Origin of the sequence: Cellulomonas rhizosphaerae (assembly GCF_003470205.1) — a bacterium.
Classification (GTDB): domain Bacteria; phylum Actinomycetota; class Actinomycetes; order Actinomycetales; family Cellulomonadaceae; genus Cellulomonas; species Cellulomonas rhizosphaerae.
In genome coordinates this window covers 1-18,584 of sequence record NZ_QWKP01000163.1, presented here as the reverse complement: position 1 = coordinate 18,584, position 18,584 = coordinate 1, and the positions used below count along the sequence as shown (strand labels likewise).

The window sequence follows — 18,584 nt, the reverse complement described above, 5'->3', positions numbered from 1 at the left end:
GCCGAGGCCGACAACGTGCTCGTCGGCCGCACGGCAGAGGGTGCAGCCGTCCTCGTCACGGTCTACGGCCGCGACGCGTGGGACAGCCAGGTCGTGGGCTCGTTGTGGACCGCCCTGACCCGTAGGGGTGAGCGGGCGCACGTCTGGGGCACGCGGCGGTCCAGGGTCGAGCACGAGGCCCTGTTCACGCTGCTCGCCGCTCAGGCGGGCGTGCCGACGCTCGACGTGGTGGCGGTCGGGATGACCGACCAGGGTGACGCCTTGCTGGTCACGACCGCCCCGCGTGCGGCGCTCGGCGAGGCGACGAGCGACGAGATGCTCGCCGGCGCCTGGCGTGCCGTCGTCGCGCTGAACGAGGCCGGGATCGCCCACGGCCGGATCGACGGCAGCCGGGTCGTCGTCCGTGAGGACGGGCTCGTCGCGCTCGCGGACTTCGACGCTGCAACGCGGACCTCGGACGAGATCGAGCTCCGCCTGGACCGTGCGCAGCTTCTCGTCGCGACCGCGCTCGCGGTGGGGCCGGACCGTGCCCTCGCGGCGGCCGCCGCCGCCGTCGGGGCCGACGGGCTCGCGGAGGTGCTGCCGTTCCTGCAGCCGGCCGCGCTCGGGCGCAGCACGCGTGCGGCCGTGCGCGGCGCCGAGTGGGCGCTCGACGAGCTGCGTGCGTCGGCCGTGGCGGCGGCCGGAGTCGAGGAGCCGCCGCTCGAGCGGCTGCGGCGCGTGACGCCGAGATCCGTCGGGACCGTGCTCGTCGTCGGCTTCCTCGCCTACGTCCTCGTCACGCTCGTGGCGGGCGTCGACGTGGCAGCCGTCGCCTCGGCGCTCGGCGACGCGGATTGGCGCTGGCTCGTGGCTGCGCTGGTGGTGACGCCGTGGATCCAGGTGTCGTCCGCCGGGGCCACGATGGGCTCGATCACCGCCCGCGTGCGGTTCGTGCCGGTCCTCGTGCTCCAGTACGCGATCCAGTTCATCGCGCTCGTGCTGCCCGCGTCCGCGGCCAGGCTCGCGCTCCAGATCCGGTTCTTCCAGAAGTTCGGCATCCCGGCGGCCACGGCGGTCACGTTCGGCGTCATCGACAGCGTGACCGGGTTCGTCGTGCAGATCACCCTGATGCTCGTGATCCTGGTGAGCGGGCTGCCCGGCTTCTCCTCACCGCTCTTCGCCGGGTCCGGTGGCGCTGACGACGGCTCGTCGACCGCGTCCCTCGTCGTGCTGCTCGTCGCTCTCGTCGTGATCGGCATCGTCATCGCCGTGGCCGTCCCGCGGATCCGTCGGCGCATCACCGCCCTCGTCCCGCGGGTGCGCGCCCTGGTGACCGAGCAGGCTCGCTCGGCGCAGTCGGCGCTCGCCGTCCTGCGTCGGCCCGCGAAGGTCGCGACCATGCTGGGTGGGAACCTCGGCGTCCAGCTCATCCAGGCGTGTGTGCTGGGACTGTGCCTGCACGCGTTCGGGCAGTCCGCGCACTTCTCGCAGCTCATCCTGATCAACACCTTCGTGAGCCTGTTCTCCGGCATCATGCCCGTCCCGGGTGGCATGGGCGTGACCGAGGCAGGCCTGACGGTGGGTCTGCAGGCCGTCGGGGTGCCGAGCGCGATCGCGATCTCGACGGCACTCACCTTCCGGCTGGTGACGTTCTACCTGCCGCCGATCTGGGGGGCGTTCGCGATGCGGTGGCTGCGCCGCCACGAGTACGTGTGAGCGGTGCTCAGGCCGGCTCCCACAGCTCGACCCGGTTGCCCTCGGGGTCGACGACCCAGCCGAACCGGCCGACACCCGCCATCTCCTGTGGCTCGCCCACCACGTGCGCGCCGCGCTCGCGCAGCTGCGCGACCATCGCGGCCAGGTCACGGACGCGGAAGTTGAGCATCGTCTGCTGGGTCAGCGAGCCGAAGTAGTCCGAGGCGGACTCGAAGGTCGCGAACACGGTCGGGCCTGGCTCCTGCTGCCACTGGCCGTACTCGTCGGTGTCGAGACCGAGGGCGTCGCGGTACCAGGCGCTCAGCGCGGCCGGGTCGCTCGCGCGCAGGAAGTAACCGCCGATGCCGAGCACGCGTTCCATGCCCGCCACCCTGCCACGCAGGTACGGGACGCGTCAGTTCAGGCGCGCGTCGTCGGGAAAGTTCGCGACGATGGCCAGGTCGCCACCCTGTCGCCGCAGCACGCCGCGCCACAGCTGGTCGGGAGCGCCGGTGAACGCGTCGGAGACCAGGGCGTCGACGACGAACCACGAGCGCTCCTCGATCTCGGCCTCGAGCTGCCCGCCGCCCCAGCCGGAGTGGCCGGCGAACACCCGCAGCCCCGTGAACACGCCGACGAGCAGCGCGGGGTCGGCGTCGAGGTCGGCCAGCCCGAACGGCGGGGCCATGAGCTCGAGCGTCGGGCCGCCCGTGGCGACGCCGATCGCGCCGTCGAGGCCGACCGGCCCGCCCTGGAAGACGACGCTCGGCTCGTCGACGACGTCGCTCCAGCCGGGCAGCACGTCGTCGACCTCGACCTCGAGCGGGTGGTTGAGCACGACGCCGAACGCACCCTCCTCGTTGTGCTCGAGCAGCAGCACCACGGTGCGGCGGAAGTTCAGGTCCTGCAGCCGGTTCGTCGCGACCAGCAGCTGCCCGCGCAGCGACTCCATGTCCCCATCATGGGACGTCGGTCGGCAGGACGCGCCACGCGGCGAGGGTTAGCGTCGAACCATGCGAGCCATCACCTACTCCCGCTACGGCGGCGCCGACGTCCTCGAGCTCACCGAGCAGCCCACGCCCAAGGTCGGTCCGGACAGCGTGCTGGTCCGCGTCCGCGCGTCGTCGGTCAACCCGGTCGACTGGAAGGTCCGCCAGGGCTACCTCGATCCCCTCATGGACGCCGACTTCCCCGTCGTGCCCGGCTGGGACGTCGCGGGCGTCGTCGAGCGCGTCGGGCTCGACACCCCCGAGCTCGCCGTCGGCGACGAGGTGTACGGGTACGTCCGCAAGGACTGGATGCACGGCGGCACGCTCGCCGAGTACGTCGCCGCACCCGTGCGCACCTTGGCGCGCAAGCCGGCGTCGCTCTCGTTCGAGGAGGCGGCCGCCGTGCCGCTCGCCGGGCTCACGGCGTTCCAGACGATCGAGCGCGCCGGGGTGACGGCGGGGCAGACCGTCCTCGTGCACGCCGCGGCCGGTGGCGTCGGGCAGTTCGCGGTGCAGATCGCGGTCGCGCGCGGGGCGCGGGTCATCGGGACGGCCAGCACGACGAACCACGACCACCTCGCGTCGCTGGGTGCGGAGCCGGTCGAGTACGGCGACGGCCTCGTCGACCGCGTCCGAGCACTGGCGCCCGACGGGGTCGACGTGGTGCTGGACTACGGGACGCCGGACCTCGTCGAGACCACCCGCGCACTGCTGGCGCCGGGCGGGACGGTCGCATCGATCGTCGAGGCCGCCGCGCGCGACGAGCTCGGCGGGCACTACGTCTGGGTCCGGCCGTCGTCGCACGACCTCGACGCGCTCACCGCACTCGTCGAGGCGGGCCAGCTGCGCATCGACGTGGCGGAGGTCTTCGAGCTCGCCGACGCCGCGGACGCGCACCGGCTCAGCGAGGGCGGGCACGTGCGCGGCAAGGTCGTCGTCCGCGTCGACTGACCCGACTACTCCGGCGCGCGCGGCTGGTCGGGGATGCGCAGCGCCTCGACCTCCGAGTTGAGGTAGCGGCGGTGGCCGCCGAGCGTCCGCAGGGTGGTGAGCCGCCCCGCGCGCGCCCACCGGGTCACGGTCTTGGGGTCCACGCCGAACAGGTGCGCCACCTCGCGCGGGGTCAGCAGGTTCTCGTCGTCGTCGCCACGATCTGCCGTCACGGCTCATCGCCCCCAGAGTTCGTCGGTGTCCGGCTCGAACCCCGACCGTATGCCTCTGGCAACTTTCCTGCACATCCCTGCCGCGCTGGGGAGCACTGGCGGACCCTCCCCCGGACGGCCGCGAACGTGTTCGATGGGCACGATCACCGGAGGCTGCAGGGAGAGGGACACCGTGTTCGGACTGGAGCTCGTCGTCGTCCTCGGCGCGACAATCCTCGTGTGCGGCGCCCTGGCGCGGCGGCTCGGCGTGGCTCCCCCGGTGCTCCTGCTGCTCGGGGGCGTGCTGCTCGGCTTCGTCCCCGCGCTGCGGCAGGCGCACTTCCCACCCGAGCTCATGCTGCTGGTGTTCCTGCCGGTGCTGCTCTACTGGGAGGCGCTGACCACCTCGCTGCGGGAGATCCGCGCCAACTTCCGCGGCATCGCCCTGACCAGCACGCTCCTCGTGGTCGCGACCGCCGCGGCCGTCGCCGCGACCGCCCACGCGATGGGCGTCCCGTGGGGTCCGGCCTGGGTGCTCGGCGCGGCCCTGGCGCCGACCGACGCGACGGCGGTGGGCGCGCTCGCGCGGACGCTCCCTCGCCGCACGGTGACGATCCTGCGCGCCGAGAGCCTGGTCAACGACGGCACTGCGCTGGTGATCTACGGCGTCGCGGTCGGCGTCACCGTCGGTGAGGAGACGCTCACCGCCGGGCACGTCGCCTGGCTCGTCGTGCTCGCCTACGGCGGCGGGATCCTGGTCGGGGCGGTCGTCGCCGTGCTCGGCGTGCAGGTCCGGCAGCGGATCACCGACCCGTTGCTGAGCAACGTCGCGATCCTGCTCATCCCGTTCACGGCCTACCTGCTGGCCGAGCTGATCGACGCGTCGGGCGTCCTGGCCGTCGTCGTGGCCGGGCTCGCGATGAGCCAGGCGGGACCTCGCATCGGACGAGCCGACGCCCGCCAGCAGACGACCGCGTTCTGGTCGCTGGCCACGTTCCTGCTCAACGCGTCCCTGTTCGTGCTGGTGGGCATCGAGGCGCAGAACGCGGTCCGCAACCTCGTGAGCTTCGACGTCGGCACCGCGATCCTCGCGGTGGTCGCGGTGTGCGGGGTGATCCTCGCGGTACGGCTCGCCTTCCTCGTGGTCTCGGCCTACGCGATCCGGCTGATCGACCGCCGCCCGTCGCAGCGCCTGCGTCGCGTGAGCAACCGTGCCCGGGTCGTCAGCACGGTCGCCGGGTTCCGTGGCGCGGTGTCGCTCGCCGCGGCGCTGGCCGTCCCGACGACGCTGAGCTCGGGTGAGGCGTTCCCCGACCGCGACCTCATCGTCTTCGTCACCGCGGGCGTCGTCGCCACGACCCTCGTCGTGCAGGGCCTCCTGCTCGCGCCGGCCGCACGGTGGGCGCACCTGCCCGCCGACGACCGGATCGCGGGCGAACGTCAGCTCGCCGACGAGTCGGCCACGCAGGAGGCGCTCGCGGCGATGGACGACGTGGCCGAGCAGCTCGGGACGGACCGCGAGGTGGTGGACCGGCTGCGCGAGGAGTACGACGAGCACCTGCGCGTGCTGCGCGCCCGGAGCTCGGACGACGAGGAGACCGACCCCGCCGTGCGGTACGACGAGCAGTACAGCGCGCTGCGGCTCGCCCTCCTGGGCCACAAGCGGGCGGCCGTGGTGCGGCTGCGCGACGAGCGGCGGATCGACGACATCGTGCTGCGGCAGGTCCAGGCGCGGCTCGACATCGAGGAGCTGCGGCTCGCGCGCGGCGAGCCTGCGACGGAGTGACCGTGTCAGACACCCGGTCTAGCCTGGCGCGATGAGCACGATCGACTGGCTCCTCGAGGGCGACCCGGCCATCCGGTGGCAGACCCTGCGCGACCTCGCGGACGCCTCGCCGGGCGAGGTCGCCGGCGAGCGAGCCCGCGTCGAGCACGAGGGCTGGGGCGCGCGTCTGCTCGCGCTCGAGGACGCCGACGGCCTGTGGGCGGGCGGCGCGTGCTTCCCGCGCGACCCCGCGCCGGACGACGAGGGCCAGCCCTGGACCGCCACGATGCACACGCTCCAGACGCTGCAGCTGCTCGGGTTGGACCCGGCGTCCGCCTCTGCGCAGCGGGCGATCGCTCTCGTCGCCGAGAACGGCCGCTGGGAGCACGACGGGCAGCGGTACTTCGACGGCGAGGTCGAGCCCTGCATCAACGGCCGCACCATCGAGACGGGCGCCTACTTCGGCGTCGACGTCGCGCCCCTCGTCGAGCGCGTCCTGGGCGAGCGGCTGGCCGATGGCGGGTGGAACTGCGAGGTCGAGAACGGGTCTGTGGTCTCGTCGTTCGACACCACGATCAACGTCCTGGACGGGCTGCTCGCGTTCGACCGCGCGACCGGCGGGTCCGACGAGGTCCGGGAGGCCATCCGCGGCGGGCAGGAGTACCTGCTCGAGCGCGGGCTGTTCCGCCGCAGGAGCACGGGCGAGGTCGCCGACGCCACCTACCTGGAGGCCGCGTTCCCCTACTACTGGCAGTACGACGTGCTCCGCGCGCTGGACCACTTCCGCGACGCAGGCGCAGCGCCGGACGCACGGATGAGCGAGGCAGTGGAGCACGTGCGGTCCCGACAGGACGGTGACGGCCGATGGCTGCTCGACCGCGTCCCCCGCGGCGCGGTCCACTTCGACCTCGAGCCGGTCGGCGCGCCGAGCCGTTGGAACACGCTGCGCGCCCTGCGCGTCCTGCGCTGGTGGGACTCAGCCGCCTGACAACGGGCGGGTCCAGGCGACCTCGCGGCCGAGCTGCCCGGTCGCCACGAACTGGCGGACCTGATGGGTCGTCGCCAGCCGACGGGCCAGCTCGTCCCGGTCGGCGGGCTCGAAGCCGGTCCGCTGCCAGAACGGGCCGGAGCGACGGCTGAACAGCCACGCCCGCGTGGCCCCCGACTCCCCGGCGCGCGCCAACGCCCACTGCGCGAGCCCGAGCCCGAGTCCCCGGCCGCGCAGCACGGGGTCGACCGCGACGCTCCGGACCAGCACGTCTCGGCGGTCGTCGCTCGCCTCGTACCCGGTGCTGGCGACGACCACGCCGGTCTCGTCACGCGCGAGCCAGAGGTGGACGCCCGGCTCCCCCAGCCCGCTGATGGTCAGGTCCGAGGCGGCGAGCAGGGCGCGCACGTCGTCGACGTCGCGCGCACCGGAGCAGGCGACGAGGTCGGGCTGGGTCACGCGGTCGCGGCGCACGCCGTGCACGTGCCAAACATCTCGACCGTGTGGGTGACGTCCACGAAGCCGTTCTTCGCCGCGACCGACGCGACGAACGCCTCGATGTCGGGGCCCTGGACCTCAACCGTCCTGCCGCAGCTGCGGCAGACGATGTGGTGGTGGTGCGCCTCACGCTCGCAGCGGCGGTACAGCGACTCGCCGCCCTCGGTGCGCAGCACGTCGAACTCGCCGTTCGCCGCCATGGCGCTCAGCGTGCGGTAGACGGTGGCGAGGCCGATCTCGTCGCCTCGCGCCTGCAGCAGGGCGTGGATCTGCTGCGCGCTGCGGAAGTCGTCGAGGTCCTCCATGAGAGCACCGACGGCGAGGCGCTGGCGCGTCACCCGCTGTCCGATCATCACGTCCTCCTCCCCGTCGAGCGTCGGGGACAGCCTAGGCGGGCCGGACCCCCGATCGGGCACCGCGGCCGCCCACGGACGCGCCGTCCGCGACGATCGCGTCCGCCTCGACACGCGCGCCCTGGCCGATCTGCACCGAACGCCCTACGCGGGCGTTCGCGCCGACCTGGGCGCGGTTGCCCACGCGGGTCGCCGGGCCGAGGTGCACGTTGCGCCCGATGAGGGCGTCCGCGCCGACGACGACACCGGAGTCGAGCCAGCTGCCGGCGCCGACCCGCGTGCGGGCGCCGACGTGGGCACCCGCCTCGACGTACGCGTTGGCGGCGACGTACGCGTCCTGGTCGACCCGGGCCTGGGGCGAGACCAGGCCGCCGCCGTTCGCGTGCCGGACGTACTTCACAACCTCGCCGTTGTCCGCCTCGAACTCGACCCGTGCTGCCACGCGTGCCACGCCGCCTCCTGTGCTCGTCACCGTTCTCAGCTGACATAACGGGCGAGGGGCCCACAAGATTCCAGCCGGGACGCGATCAGATCGAGGGGCTTTCTCACCAATCCCTAACGGAATAGTCCAGATAACGAGACGGCACTCCCGACGGACGGGACGAACCGCCATCCTCGACGCATGCAGACGAGCCGCGCAGCCATGACGTGTCACCACGTCATGCCGTCCGCGAGCACCTGTTGTCCGCGGAACGTCTGAGCTCCCGGCCCCTGTCCCCCACCTTGGCCGAGCGTTCGACGCCCGGTCCTGCCGCGCTTCGCGACGGCCCCGGGTGCGACGCACGCGCCATCCGTCCTCGCGGAGGTAGCGCCCCATGGCGCCCGTTCCCACCACGATCCTCGGCCACGGCCTGACGCCTCGGCACGCCGACGCGCACGGCGAGCGATGTCGCTGACGCCGCCCCGCTGACCGACACTCCCCCGGCGTACCCCGCCACTGCCCTCGAGGAACCTCATGACCACCGCACGACGCCCCCGCCGCCTGACCACCGCCATCGCCGCGATCGCCGCGGCCGGCCTGATCGCCACGCTCGCCGCCTGCTCGTCGGGCGACGCCGACGCCTCGCCGAAGGGCAGCGACGCGACCGCGCAGGCTCCCGAGCTCCGCCTCGGCTACTTCGCCAACCTCACGCACGCCGTCGCGCTCGTCGGCGTCGACGACGGCACCTTCCAGAAGGACCTGGGCGCGACGAAGCTGACGACCCAGATCTTCAACGCCGGCCCCGAGGCCGTCGAGGCGCTGTTCGGCGGCGCGATCGACGCGGCGTTCGTCGGCCCCAACCCGGCGATCAACGCGTTCTCGAAGTCCGACGGCAAGGCGATCCGGATCGTGTCCGGCGCGACGTCGGGCGGCGCGCAGCTCGTCGTCCGTGACGGCATCGACACCGCGGCCGACCTCAAGGGCACCACGCTCGCCACCCCGCAGCTCGGCAACACCCAGGACGTCGCGCTGCGCGCCTGGCTGTCCGACCAGGGCCTCAAGACGAGCCTGACCGGCGGCGACAGCGACGTGGACATCGCGCCGCAGGACAACTCCCAGACGCTCGACCTGTTCAAGGCCGGCAAGCTCGACGGCGCCTGGCTGCCCGAGCCGTGGGCCTCGCGCCTCGTGATCGACGGCGGAGCGCACGTCCTCGTCGACGAGAAGGACCTGTGGCCCGACGGCGACTTCGTCACCACGCACCTGATCGTCTCGACCGAGTTCCTCGACAAGTACCCGGCCACCGTCAAGGAGCTCATCGAGGCCGAGTACCAGACGGCCGACTGGATCTCGAAGAACTCCGACGCGGCCAAGACGGCGGCCAACACGGCGCTCGACAAGCTCAGCGGCAAGTCGCTGTCCGCCGAGGTGCTCGACCGGGCGTGGGGCAACCTGCGCATCACGCTCGACCCGATCGCGTCGAGCCTGCAGACGTCGGCCGACCACGGCGTGGCCGCGGGCGTCTCGGACAAGACCGACCTGCACGGCATCTACGACCTGAGCCTGCTCAACGAGGTGCTGAAGGACAACGGCCAGACGGCTGTCTCCGACGCCGGCCTGGGCCAGGACAAGTGACCACCGCGACGGCGGCCGGCGGCCCGGGCACCGATGCCCCGGCCGCCGTCGCGGCACGCCTGACGGGCGTCTCCCACCACTTCGGTGAGACGACGCGTCCGCCCGTGCTCGACGGGATCGACCTCACCGTCGCGCCCGGCGAGTTCGTCTGCCTGCTCGGCGCATCGGGCTGCGGCAAGTCGACGCTCCTGTCGCTCGTCGCGGGCCTGGACAAGCCGACCGCCGGCACCGTCGAGGTCCCGACCGGCCGCCCGGCCCTGATGTTCCAGGAGCCCGCGCTCTACCCGTGGCTGACCGCCGGGGAGAACGTCGAGCTCGCGCTGCGCCTGCGCGGCGTCGGGCGCGGCGAGCGCAAGGCCGAGTCCGTGCGGCTGCTGGACCTGGTGCGCCTCGAGGGCGCGCACGGCAAGCGCGTGCACGAGCTGTCCGGCGGCATGCGCCAGCGCGTGGCCCTCGCGCGGGCGCTCGCGCAGGAGGGCGACCTGCTGCTCATGGACGAGCCGTTCGCGGCGCTCGACGCCATCACCCGCGACGTCCTGCACGACGAGCTCACCCGCATCTGGAGCGACACCGGACGTGCCGTGCTGTTCGTGACGCACAACGTCCGCGAAGCCGTCCGGCTCGGCCAGCGCGTCGTGCTGCTGTCCTCGCGGCCCGGGCGCATCGCGCGCGAGTGGCAGATCGACATCCCCCAGCCGCGCCGCATCGAGGACCCGGACGTGTCCGCGCTCAGCCTCGAGATCACCGAGCACCTGCGAAACGAGATCGCCCGCCATGGCCACTGAGACATCCCTGAAGGAGTCCCGCGCGGGAGACCTCGCCGCGGGGCTCGACGCGCTCGAAAGCCCGGTCATCGTCGAGCAGCGGCCCTGGTGGCGCGACGCGTGGCACTCGGTGTGGCCCGTGCTGGCCGCGCTCGCCGCCATCGTCGCCGTCTGGCAGATCGCCTACGTGCTCGAGCTCAAGCCCAGCTACGCTCTGCCCAGCCCGGCCGACACGTGGTCCGCGTTCGTCTCGTCGGTCTCCGACGGGACCGCGGGCCGGGCCGTGAGCCTGAGCCTGCAGCGCGCCGCGGTCGGCTTCTCGATGTCCGTCGTCCTCGGCGTCGCGATCGGCATCGCGCTTGCCGCCTCGAGCCTCCTGCGCCGTGCGTTCGGCCCGATCATCACGGGCCTGCAGACCCTGCCGTCCGTCGCGTGGGTGCCGGCCGCGATCATCTGGTTCCAGCTGACCAACCAAGCCATCTACGCGGTCATCCTGCTCGGAGCGGTCCCCTCGATCGTCAACGGGCTGCTCGCGGGCACCGACCAGATCCCGCCGCTCTACCTGCGCGTCGGCCAGGTGCTCGGCGCGCGCGGCTGGACCCGTATCCGCTACGTGCTGCTGCCCGCGGCGCTGCCCGGCTTCCTGGGCGGCCTCAAGCAGGGCTGGGCGTTCGCCTGGCGCTCGCTCATGGCCGCCGAGCTCATCACCTACTCGGCCAAGCTCGGCATCGGGCTCGGGCAGGTGCTCGACATCGGGCGCGAGACGAGCGACATGCCGCTGGTCGTCGCCGCGATCTCGCTCATCTTCCTCGTCGGCATCGCGGTCGAGCTGCTCGTGTTCGCGCCGATCGAGCGCCACGTGCTGCGCGCGCGCGGCCTGACCGGGCGCGTCTCGACGAGCTGACGCCGACCTGGCAGACAAGAAGGGCGGCCCCGCACCGGCAGGGCCGCCCTTCTGCTGTCTCGTGCGTCAGGCGATGCGGCCGCCGGCCTCGTCGCCGATCTTGTGCACGACGATCGAGTTCGTCGAGCCCGCGACGCCGACCGGGGCACCGGAGACGACGACGACGTAGTCGCCGTCCTCCGCCAGGCCGTTGGCACGCAGCGTCTGGTCGACCTGGTGCACCATCTCGTCGGTGCTGCCCACGGACGGCACCTGGTACGTCTGGACGCCCCACGAGAGCGACAGGACGTTGCGCACCGCGTGCTCGGGCGTGAACGCGAGCAGCGGGATGGCCGAGCGCAGTCGCGACATGCGACGCGCCGAGTCACCGGACTGCGTGAACGTGACGAGGTACTTCACGCCGACCGTCTCGCCGATCTCGGCGGCGGCGCGGGTGATCGCACCACCACGCGTGTGCGGCGTGGAGCCCAGGGGCGCGATGCGCTCGCGACCCAGCTCCTCGGTGGCCTCGATGATGCGGGCCATGGTGCGGACCGTCTCGATCGGGTAGTCGCCGACGCTGGTCTCGCCCGAGAGCATGACCGCGTCCGCACCGTCGAGCACCGCGTTGGCGCAGTCCGAGGTCTCGGCGCGCGTCGGGCGGGGGTTGGTCGTCATCGACTCGAGGACCTGCGTGGCCACGATGACCGGCTTGGCCGAGCGGCGCGCGAGCTCGACGGCCCGCTTCTGCACCAGCGGCACCTGCTCGAGCGGCAGCTCGACGCCCAGGTCGCCGCGCGCGACCATGATGCCGTCGAACGCCGCGATGATCTCGGCCAGGTTGTCCACGGCCTGCGGCTTCTCGATCTTGGCGATGACCGGGACGACCCGGTTCTCCTCGTCCATGATCCGGCGCACGCCGTCGTAGTCGGCCGCGTTGCGGACGAACGACAGGGCGATGAAGTCCGCGCCCTGGGCCAGGCCCCAGCGCAGGTCCGCCTCGTCCTTGTCGCTCATGGCGGGCACGGAGACCGCGACGCCCGGCAGGTTGAGGCCCTTGTTGTTCGAGACCGTGCCGGGGACCTCGACGCGCGTGACGACGTCGCTGCCCTCGACGCTGATGACGCGGACGAGCACCTTGCCGTCGTCGATGAGGATCGGGTCGCCGGGGTTCACGTCACCGGTCAGACCCTTGAACGTCGTCGAGACGCGCTCCTTGGTGCCGTCCACGTCGTCGGTCGTGATGGTGAAGGTGTCGCCGACCGCGAGGTCGTGCTTGCCCTCGACGAACCGGCCGAGCCGGATCTTCGGGCCCTGCAGGTCGACGAGGACGGCGACCGAGCGGCCGGACGCCTGGGCGGCGGCGCGGACGTTCGCGATGACCTTCGCGTGCTCGCTGGCCTCGCCGTGGCTGCGGTTGATCCGAGCCACGTCCATGCCGGCGTCAACCAGGGCCTGGATCTGCTCGAGGGACTCGGTCGCGGGACCAAGGGTGCAGACGATCTTTGCTCTACGCATGAAAGCGAGCCTATGCCTTTCGGGTTCTGATGGTCGGACCGAACGTCCCGCCCGACCGGGAACCCCGGGCGGTACGCGGTCCGGGTGAGGTCAGGGGCGCAACGCCACCGTGGAGGCGGTGACCGGGCTGGGCAGCTCGGTGGCACCCGACAGATAGGTGTCCACCGCGGCGGCCGCGGCGCGACCCTCCGCGATGGCCCACACGACCAGCGACTGGCCGCGGCCCGCGTCGCCGGCGACGAAGACGCCGGGCACGGTCGTGCCGAAGTCCTCGCCGCGCGCGACGAGCCCGCGGCGGGTCAGCTCGATGCCGAGCTGGTCCGTCAGCGGCGTCGTCTCGGGGCCGGTGAAGCCCATCGCGACGAGCACGAGGTCGGCGGGGATGTCGCGCTCGGTGCCGGGCGTGGGCACCCGGCGGCCGTCGGACAGGTACTCGGTGGTCGCCAGGCGAAGGCGCTCGACGCGCTCGGTGCCGACGAACTCGACGGTCGAGGCCAGGTACGCGCGCTCGCCACCCTCCTCGTGCGAGGACGAGACCTCGAACGTGATGGGGTCGGTCGGCCACGGCTGGTGGTCGGGGCGGTCCGTCGGCGGCTTCTTGCCGATGGCGAGCGTCGTGACCGACGCCGCACCCTGGCGCAGCGCGGTGCCGAGGCAGTCCGAGCCGGTGTCGCCGCCGCCGATGATGATGACGTGGCGGCCCTCGGCCGAGATCTGGTTCTCGACGGGCTTGCCCGCCGCGACGGCGTTCGCCTGGAACAGGTACTCCATCGCGGGGTGCACGCCGCCGAGCTCGTTGCCGGGGACCTGCAGCTCGCGCGGGACCGTCGCGCCCGTGGCGATGACGATCGCGTCGTAGCGCGCCTGCAGCTGGGCCCAGGTCACGTCGCGGCCGACCTCGACGCCGGGCCGGAAGCGCGTGCCCTCGGCCGACATCTGCTCGAGGCGGCGGTCGATGTGGATCTTCTCGAGCTTGAAGTCCGGCACGCCGTAGCGCAGCAGGCCACCCACCGCGTCGTCGCGCTCGTAGACCGCGACGGTGTGCCCGGCGCGCGTCAGCTGCTGGGCGGCCGCGAGCCCCGCGGGGCCCGAGCCGACCACCGCGACCGTGTGGCCCGTGAGCCGCTGCGGCACGTGCGGCGTGACGAGCCCGCGGTCGAACGCCTCGTCGATGATCGAGACCTCGACGTTCTTGATCGTCACCGCGGGCTGGTTGATGCCCAGGACGCAGGACGACTCGCACGGCGCGGGGCAGATGCGACCCGTGAACTCCGGGAAGTTGTTGGTCGCGTGCAGGCGGTCGATCGCGTCGCCCCACTGCCCGCGCCAGACCAGGTCGTTCCACTCGGGGATGAGGTTCCCGAGCGGGCAGCCGTTGTGGCAGAACGGGATGCCGCAGTCCATGCAGCGGCCGGCCTGCTCCTTGAGGAACGGCTGGCCCTGCTCGAGGTGGGCGTGCACGTCCTTCCAGTCGCGCAGGCGGACCTCGACGGGACGGTTGGGCGGCAGCTCGCGGTCGCGAACCTTCAGGAAGCCGCGGGGGTCAGCCACGGGCCACCTCCAGGATCTGGTCCCACACGCCGGGCGCGGCCGGGTCGAGGCCGTCGGCCTCGGCCTTGGCCAGCGCGCGTCGGACGCGTGCGTACTCGGTGGGCAGCAGGCGCGTGAAGCGAGCACGCGTCGCTGCGGGGTCGTCGAGGAGCTGGGCCGCCACGGGCGAGCCCGTCTCCTCGTGGTGCGCGCGGATCAGCTGCTCGACGAGGGCGAAGTCCTCGTCGTCCAGCGGGTCGAGCGAGATCTCGCCGGTGCGGACCGCGTCCGTGTTCACCAGCGCGGTGCGCAGGTCGAGCACGTAGGCGGTGCCGCCGGACATGCCGGCGCCGAAGTTGCGCCCGGTGCGGCCGAGCACCAGCACGGTGCCGCCCGTCATGTACTCGCAACCGTGGTCACCCACGCCCTCGACGACGAGCGTCGCGCCGGAGTTCCGGACGCCGAACCGCTCGCCGACCAGGCCGCGCAGGAAGATCTGCCCCGACGTCGCGCCGTAGCCGATGACGTTGCCCGCGACCACGTTGTGAGCGCCGGACAGCACGGCCTTGCGGTCGGGCCGCACGACGATGCGTCCGCCGGACAGCCCCTTGCCGACGTAGTCGTTCGCGTCGCCGAACAGGCGCATCGTGATGCCGCGCGGCAGGAACGCGCCGAACGACTGACCGCCCGAGCCCGTGAGGGTCACGTCGATCGTGTCGTCGGCCAGCCCCGCGCCGCCGTAGCGCTTGGTGACCTCGTGGCCCAGCATCGTGCCGACCGTGCGGTTGACGTTGCGGACGGGCAGGTCGATGCGGACCGGCTCGCGGCGCTCGAGGGCGTCGGCGGCCAGGGCGATGAGCTGGTTGTCCAGCGCGCGCGCCAGGCCGTGGTCCTGCGTCTGGGTCTGGTGCAGCGACGAGCCCTCGACGAGCTCGGGCTGCGCGAGCACCGGCGCGAGGTCCAGGCCCTCGGCCTTCCAGTGGTCGATCGCCGCGCGCGTGTCGAGCAGCTCGACGTGGCCCACGGCGTCCAGCAGCGTGCGGAAGCCGAGCTGCGCGAGCAGCTCACGGACCTCCTGCGCGATGAACTCCATGAACGTCACGACGAACTCGGGCTTGCCGGTGAACCGGGCCCGCAGCTCGGGGTTCTGCGTCGCGACGCCCACCGGGCAGGTGTCGAGGTGGCAGACGCGCATCATGATGCAGCCGCTCACGACGAGCGGCGCGGTCGCGAAGCCGAACTCCTCGGCGCCCAGGAGCGCCCCGATCAGGACGTCGCGGCCGGTCTTGAGCTGGCCGTCCACCTGGACGACGACGCGGTCGCGCAGGTTGTTGAGCACGAGCGTCTGCTGGGTCTCGGCCAGGCCGATCTCCCACGGGGTGCCCGCGTGCTTGAGCGAGGTGAGCGGGCTCGCGCCCGTGCCGCCGTCGTGGCCGGAGATCAGCACGACGTCCGAGTGCGCCTTGGCGACGCCGGCCGCGATCGTGCCGACGCCGAACTCCGAGACGAGCTTGGTGTGGATGCGCGCGCTCGGGTTGGCGTTCTTGGCGTCGTGGATCAGCTGCGCCAGGTCCTCGATCGAGTAGATGTCGTGGTGCGGCGGCGGCGAGATCAGGCCCACGCCGGGCGTCGAGTGCCGCGTCTTGGCGACCCACGGGTACACCTTGTGGCCCGGCAGCTGACCGCCCTCGCCGGGCTTGGCACCCTGCGCGAGCTTGATCTGGATGTCGTCGGCGTTCGTCAGGTACTCGCTCGTGACGCCGAACCGGCCCGAGGCGATCTGCTTGATCGCCGAGCGTCGCACGGGGTCGTGCAGGCGCTCGGGGTCCTCGCCGCCCTCACCGGTGTTGGACTTGGCGCCCAGCCGGTTCATCGCGACCGCGAGGGTCTCGTGCGCCTCGGCCGAGATCGAGCCGTAGGACATCGCGCCGGTGTTGAAGCGCTTGACGATCTCGCTGACCGGCTCGACCTCGTCGATGTCGATCGGCTCGCGGACGCCGTCCTTGAACGCGAGCAGGCCGCGCAGCGTCATCAGGCGCGAGCTCTGCTCGTCGACCCGGTGCGTGTACTGACGGAAGATGTCGTACTGCCGCGTGCGCGTGGCGTGCTGCAGGCGGAACACCGTCTCGGGGTCGAACAGGTGGTCCTCGCCGTCGCGGCGCCACTGGTACTCGCCGCCGACCGCGAGGCGCTGGTGCGCCTGCCGGTTGCCGCTCGCGGGGTACGCGTCGGCGTGGCGTGCGGCCACCTCGGCGGCGATGACGTCGAGGCCGATGCCGCCGAGGCGGCTCGTCGTGCCGGTGAAGTACCGGTCGACGAGCGCGTTCGACAGGCCGATGGCCTCGAACACCTGCGCGCCCCGGTAGGACGCGATCGTCGAGATGCCCATCTTGGACATGACCTTGAGCACGCCCTTGCCGAGCGCCTTGATGAGGTTCGCGACGGCCTTCTCGGCCGCGACGTCGCCGAGGTAGCCCGAGCGGGCCATCTCCTCGACGGTCTCCATCGCGAGGTACGGGTTGACCGCGGCCGCGCCGTAGCCGATCAGGAGCGCGACGTGGTGCACCTCGCGCACGTCGCCGGCCTCGACGACCAGCGAGATCTGCGTGCGCGTGTGGCGGCGCAGGGTGTGGTGGTGCACCGCGGACAGCAGCAGCAGCGACGGGATCGGCGCGAGCTCGGCGTCGGAGTTGCGGTCCGAGAGCACCAGGAAGCTCACGCCGTCGGCGACCGCGCGGTCGACCTCGGCGAAGATCTCCTCGAGGCGCTCCTCGAGCGCCGCTCCCCCGCCGGCCGCACGGTACAGGCCGCGGATCATCGTGGCGCGGAAGCCGAGCGACGGCTCCTTGGCGACGTGCACGATCTTGGCGAGCTGGTCGTTGTCGATCACGGGGAACGGCAGGATCAGCTTGCGGGCGTGCCCGGGGCCGTCGACGAGCAGGTTCGGCTCGGGGCCGATCGCACCGCCGATCGAGGTCACGAGCTCCTCGCGGATCGCGTCCAGCGGCGGGTTCGTGACCTGCGCGAACATCTGCGTGAAGTAGTCGAACAGCATCCGCGGACGGTCCGAGAGCACCGCGACCGGGGTGTCGGAGCCCATCGCGCCCAGCGGCTCGGCGCCCGCCGAGGCCATCGGCGCGAGCAGGATCTTCAGCTCCTCCTCGGTGTACCCGAACGCGCGCTGGCGACGGCGCACCGAGGCGGCCGAGTGCGCGACGTGCTCGCGGTCGGGCAGCTGCTCGAGGTAGGCGGAGTTCTCGCGGACCCACTGCGCGTAGGGGCGCTGCGCGGCGAGCTGGCCCTTGATCTCGTCGTCCTCGATGATCCGGCCCTGGCCGGTGTCGACGAGGAACATGCGGCCGGGCTCGAGGCGGCCCTTCGCGACGATCGACGCGGGGTCGATGTCCAGGACGCCCGCCTCCGACGCGCACACGACGAGGCCGTCCTCGGTGACCCAGTACCGGCCGGGGCGCAGGCCGTTGCGGTCCTGCACCGAGCCGATGAGCGTGCCGTCCGTGAACGTCATCGCGGCGGGGCCGTCCCACGGCTCCATGAGCGTGGAGTGGTACTCGTAGAACGCGCGGCGTGCGGGGTCCATCTGGGCGTGGTTCTCCCACGCCTCCGGGATCATCATCATCACCGCGTGCGGCAGGGGGCGGCCCGCGAGGTGCAGCAGCTCGAGCACCTCGTCGAAGCTGCCGGAGTCCGAGCCGCCCGGCGTACAGACCGGCAGCAGCGGGGCGAGGTCGCCGATGAGCTCGCTCGCGAGCGTGCCCTCGCGAGCGGCGACCCAGTTACGGTTGCCGCGGACGGTGTTGATCTCACCGTTGTGCGCGACGAGGCGGAACGGCTGGGCCAGCGGCCACGACGGGAAGGTGTTCGTCGAGAAGCGCGAGTGGACCAGCGCGATCTCGCTCGCGTAGCGCGGGTCGGACAGGTCGGCGAAGAAGGGCTCGAGCTGGCCGGTCGTCAGCATGCCCTTGTACGCGAGCGTCCGCGCGGACAGTGACGCGAAGTAGGTGCCGAGCTCGCGCTCGGCACGCTTGCGCAGGCGGTACGTCCGGCGGTCGAGAGCGACGCCCGCGAGCTCGCGGGACGGGTCCGCGACGACGAGCTGGCGGAAGTACGGCATCGACGCACGTGCCGTGGGGCCGACCAGGTCGGCGGTGACGACGACGTCGCGCCACGCGAGCACGTCGAGCTTCTCCTCGGCGGCGATCGCCTCGATCGCGGCCTCGGCGCGTGCGCGCTCGTCCGCGTCGCGGGGCAGGAAGGCCATGCCGATCGCGTAGAAGCCGGCCGCGGGCAGCTCGGCGTCGACCACGTCGCGCAGGAACGCGTCGGGGATCTGGGTGAGGATGCCGGCGCCGTCGCCGCTGTCCTCCTCGGCACCCACGGCGCCACGGTGGTCGAGGTTGAGC

Annotated in this window: 16 protein-coding genes; 7 read left to right on the top strand and 9 right to left on the bottom strand. The window is 72.6% G+C overall.

The annotated features are described in order from the left end of the window. On the top strand, positions 1-1,698 hold a 1,698-nt coding region (locus tag D1825_RS06505), incomplete at its 5' end, for a lysylphosphatidylglycerol synthase transmembrane domain-containing protein (protein WP_118766632.1). Between the two features lie 7 nt (positions 1,699-1,705). On the opposite strand, the gene D1825_RS06500 is transcribed toward D1825_RS06505, so the two are convergent. Both D1825_RS06500 and D1825_RS06495 read right to left on the bottom strand, forming a co-directional pair. Beyond that, on the bottom strand, positions 1,706-2,059 hold the full coding sequence (locus D1825_RS06500; RefSeq protein ID WP_118766631.1) for a VOC family protein: 354 nt from the start codon (positions 2,057-2,059) through the stop codon (positions 1,706-1,708). A gap of 33 nt (positions 2,060-2,092) precedes the next feature. Continuing rightward, the gene (locus tag D1825_RS06495; RefSeq protein ID WP_118766630.1) at positions 2,093-2,629 is read right to left on the bottom strand and encodes a YqgE/AlgH family protein; all 537 of its coding nucleotides are present in this window, start codon (positions 2,627-2,629) and stop codon (positions 2,093-2,095) included. A 61-nt stretch (positions 2,630-2,690) separates the two neighbouring features. Here D1825_RS06495 and D1825_RS06490 point away from each other — a divergent pair, with 61 nt between their 5' ends. Continuing rightward, entirely contained in the window at positions 2,691-3,617 is a 927-nt protein-coding gene (locus D1825_RS06490) for an NADP-dependent oxidoreductase (RefSeq protein ID WP_118766629.1), read from the top strand. A 5-nt stretch (positions 3,618-3,622) separates the two neighbouring features. On the opposite strand, the gene D1825_RS06485 is transcribed toward D1825_RS06490, so the two are convergent. Continuing rightward, positions 3,623-3,829: a BldC family transcriptional regulator gene (locus D1825_RS06485; RefSeq protein ID WP_118766628.1), complete on the bottom strand. Its 207-nt coding sequence runs from the start codon at positions 3,827-3,829 to the stop codon at positions 3,623-3,625. Positions 3,830-4,001: 172 nt separating this feature from the next. On the opposite strand from D1825_RS06485, the gene D1825_RS06480 reads away from it, so the two are divergent. Both D1825_RS06480 and D1825_RS06475 read left to right on the top strand, forming a co-directional pair. Next, positions 4,002-5,594 (top strand): Na+/H+ antiporter, encoded by a 1,593-nt coding sequence (locus tag D1825_RS06480; protein WP_118766627.1) that lies wholly within the window; start codon positions 4,002-4,004, stop codon positions 5,592-5,594. A 31-nt stretch (positions 5,595-5,625) separates the two neighbouring features. Then, positions 5,626-6,561: a hypothetical protein gene (locus D1825_RS06475; protein ID WP_118766626.1), complete on the top strand. Its 936-nt coding sequence runs from the start codon at positions 5,626-5,628 to the stop codon at positions 6,559-6,561. Here the strand turns inward: D1825_RS06475 and D1825_RS06470 are convergent. Genes D1825_RS06470 through D1825_RS06460 form a run of 3 tightly spaced genes read right to left on the bottom strand, consistent with a single transcriptional unit; the run spans position 6,550 to position 7,863 of the window. Then, positions 6,550-7,035: a GNAT family N-acetyltransferase gene (locus D1825_RS06470; RefSeq protein ID WP_233549671.1), complete on the bottom strand. Its 486-nt coding sequence runs from the start codon at positions 7,033-7,035 to the stop codon at positions 6,550-6,552. The genes D1825_RS06475 and D1825_RS06470 overlap by 12 nt on opposite strands. Next, positions 7,017-7,412: a Fur family transcriptional regulator gene (locus D1825_RS06465; protein WP_118766625.1), complete on the bottom strand. Its 396-nt coding sequence runs from the start codon at positions 7,410-7,412 to the stop codon at positions 7,017-7,019. The genes D1825_RS06470 and D1825_RS06465 overlap by 19 nt, the downstream gene beginning before the upstream one ends. 34 nt (positions 7,413-7,446) lie before the next feature. Beyond that, entirely contained in the window at positions 7,447-7,863 is a 417-nt protein-coding gene (locus tag D1825_RS06460; protein WP_233549670.1) for a DapH/DapD/GlmU-related protein, read from the bottom strand. A 504-nt stretch (positions 7,864-8,367) separates the two neighbouring features. Here D1825_RS06460 and D1825_RS06455 point away from each other — a divergent pair. Genes D1825_RS06455 through D1825_RS06445 form a run of 3 tightly spaced genes read left to right on the top strand, consistent with a single transcriptional unit; the run spans position 8,368 to position 11,136 of the window. Beyond that, positions 8,368-9,468: an ABC transporter substrate-binding protein gene (locus D1825_RS06455; RefSeq protein WP_118766623.1), complete on the top strand. Its 1,101-nt coding sequence runs from the start codon at positions 8,368-8,370 to the stop codon at positions 9,466-9,468. A gap of 59 nt (positions 9,469-9,527) precedes the next feature. After that, positions 9,528-10,253 (top strand): ABC transporter ATP-binding protein, encoded by a 726-nt coding sequence (locus D1825_RS06450; protein WP_233549672.1) that lies wholly within the window; start codon positions 9,528-9,530, stop codon positions 10,251-10,253. Further along, entirely contained in the window at positions 10,243-11,136 is an 894-nt protein-coding gene (locus tag D1825_RS06445; protein WP_118766621.1) for an ABC transporter permease, read from the top strand. The genes D1825_RS06450 and D1825_RS06445 overlap by 11 nt, the downstream gene beginning before the upstream one ends. 66 nt (positions 11,137-11,202) lie before the next feature. On the opposite strand, the gene pyk is transcribed toward D1825_RS06445, so the two are convergent. From pyk to gltB, 3 genes are all read right to left on the bottom strand, one after another. Then, the gene (gene pyk, locus D1825_RS06440) at positions 11,203-12,633 is read right to left on the bottom strand and encodes a pyruvate kinase (protein ID WP_118766620.1); all 1,431 of its coding nucleotides are present in this window, start codon (positions 12,631-12,633) and stop codon (positions 11,203-11,205) included. Between the two features lie 90 nt (positions 12,634-12,723). Then, the gene (locus tag D1825_RS06435; protein WP_118766619.1) at positions 12,724-14,184 is read right to left on the bottom strand and encodes a glutamate synthase subunit beta; all 1,461 of its coding nucleotides are present in this window, start codon (positions 14,182-14,184) and stop codon (positions 12,724-12,726) included. Further along, the coding region (gene gltB / locus D1825_RS06430) for a glutamate synthase large subunit (protein ID WP_118766618.1) at positions 14,177-18,584 on the bottom strand (4,408 nt) is incomplete at its 5' end. The genes D1825_RS06435 and gltB, both read right to left, overlap by 8 nt.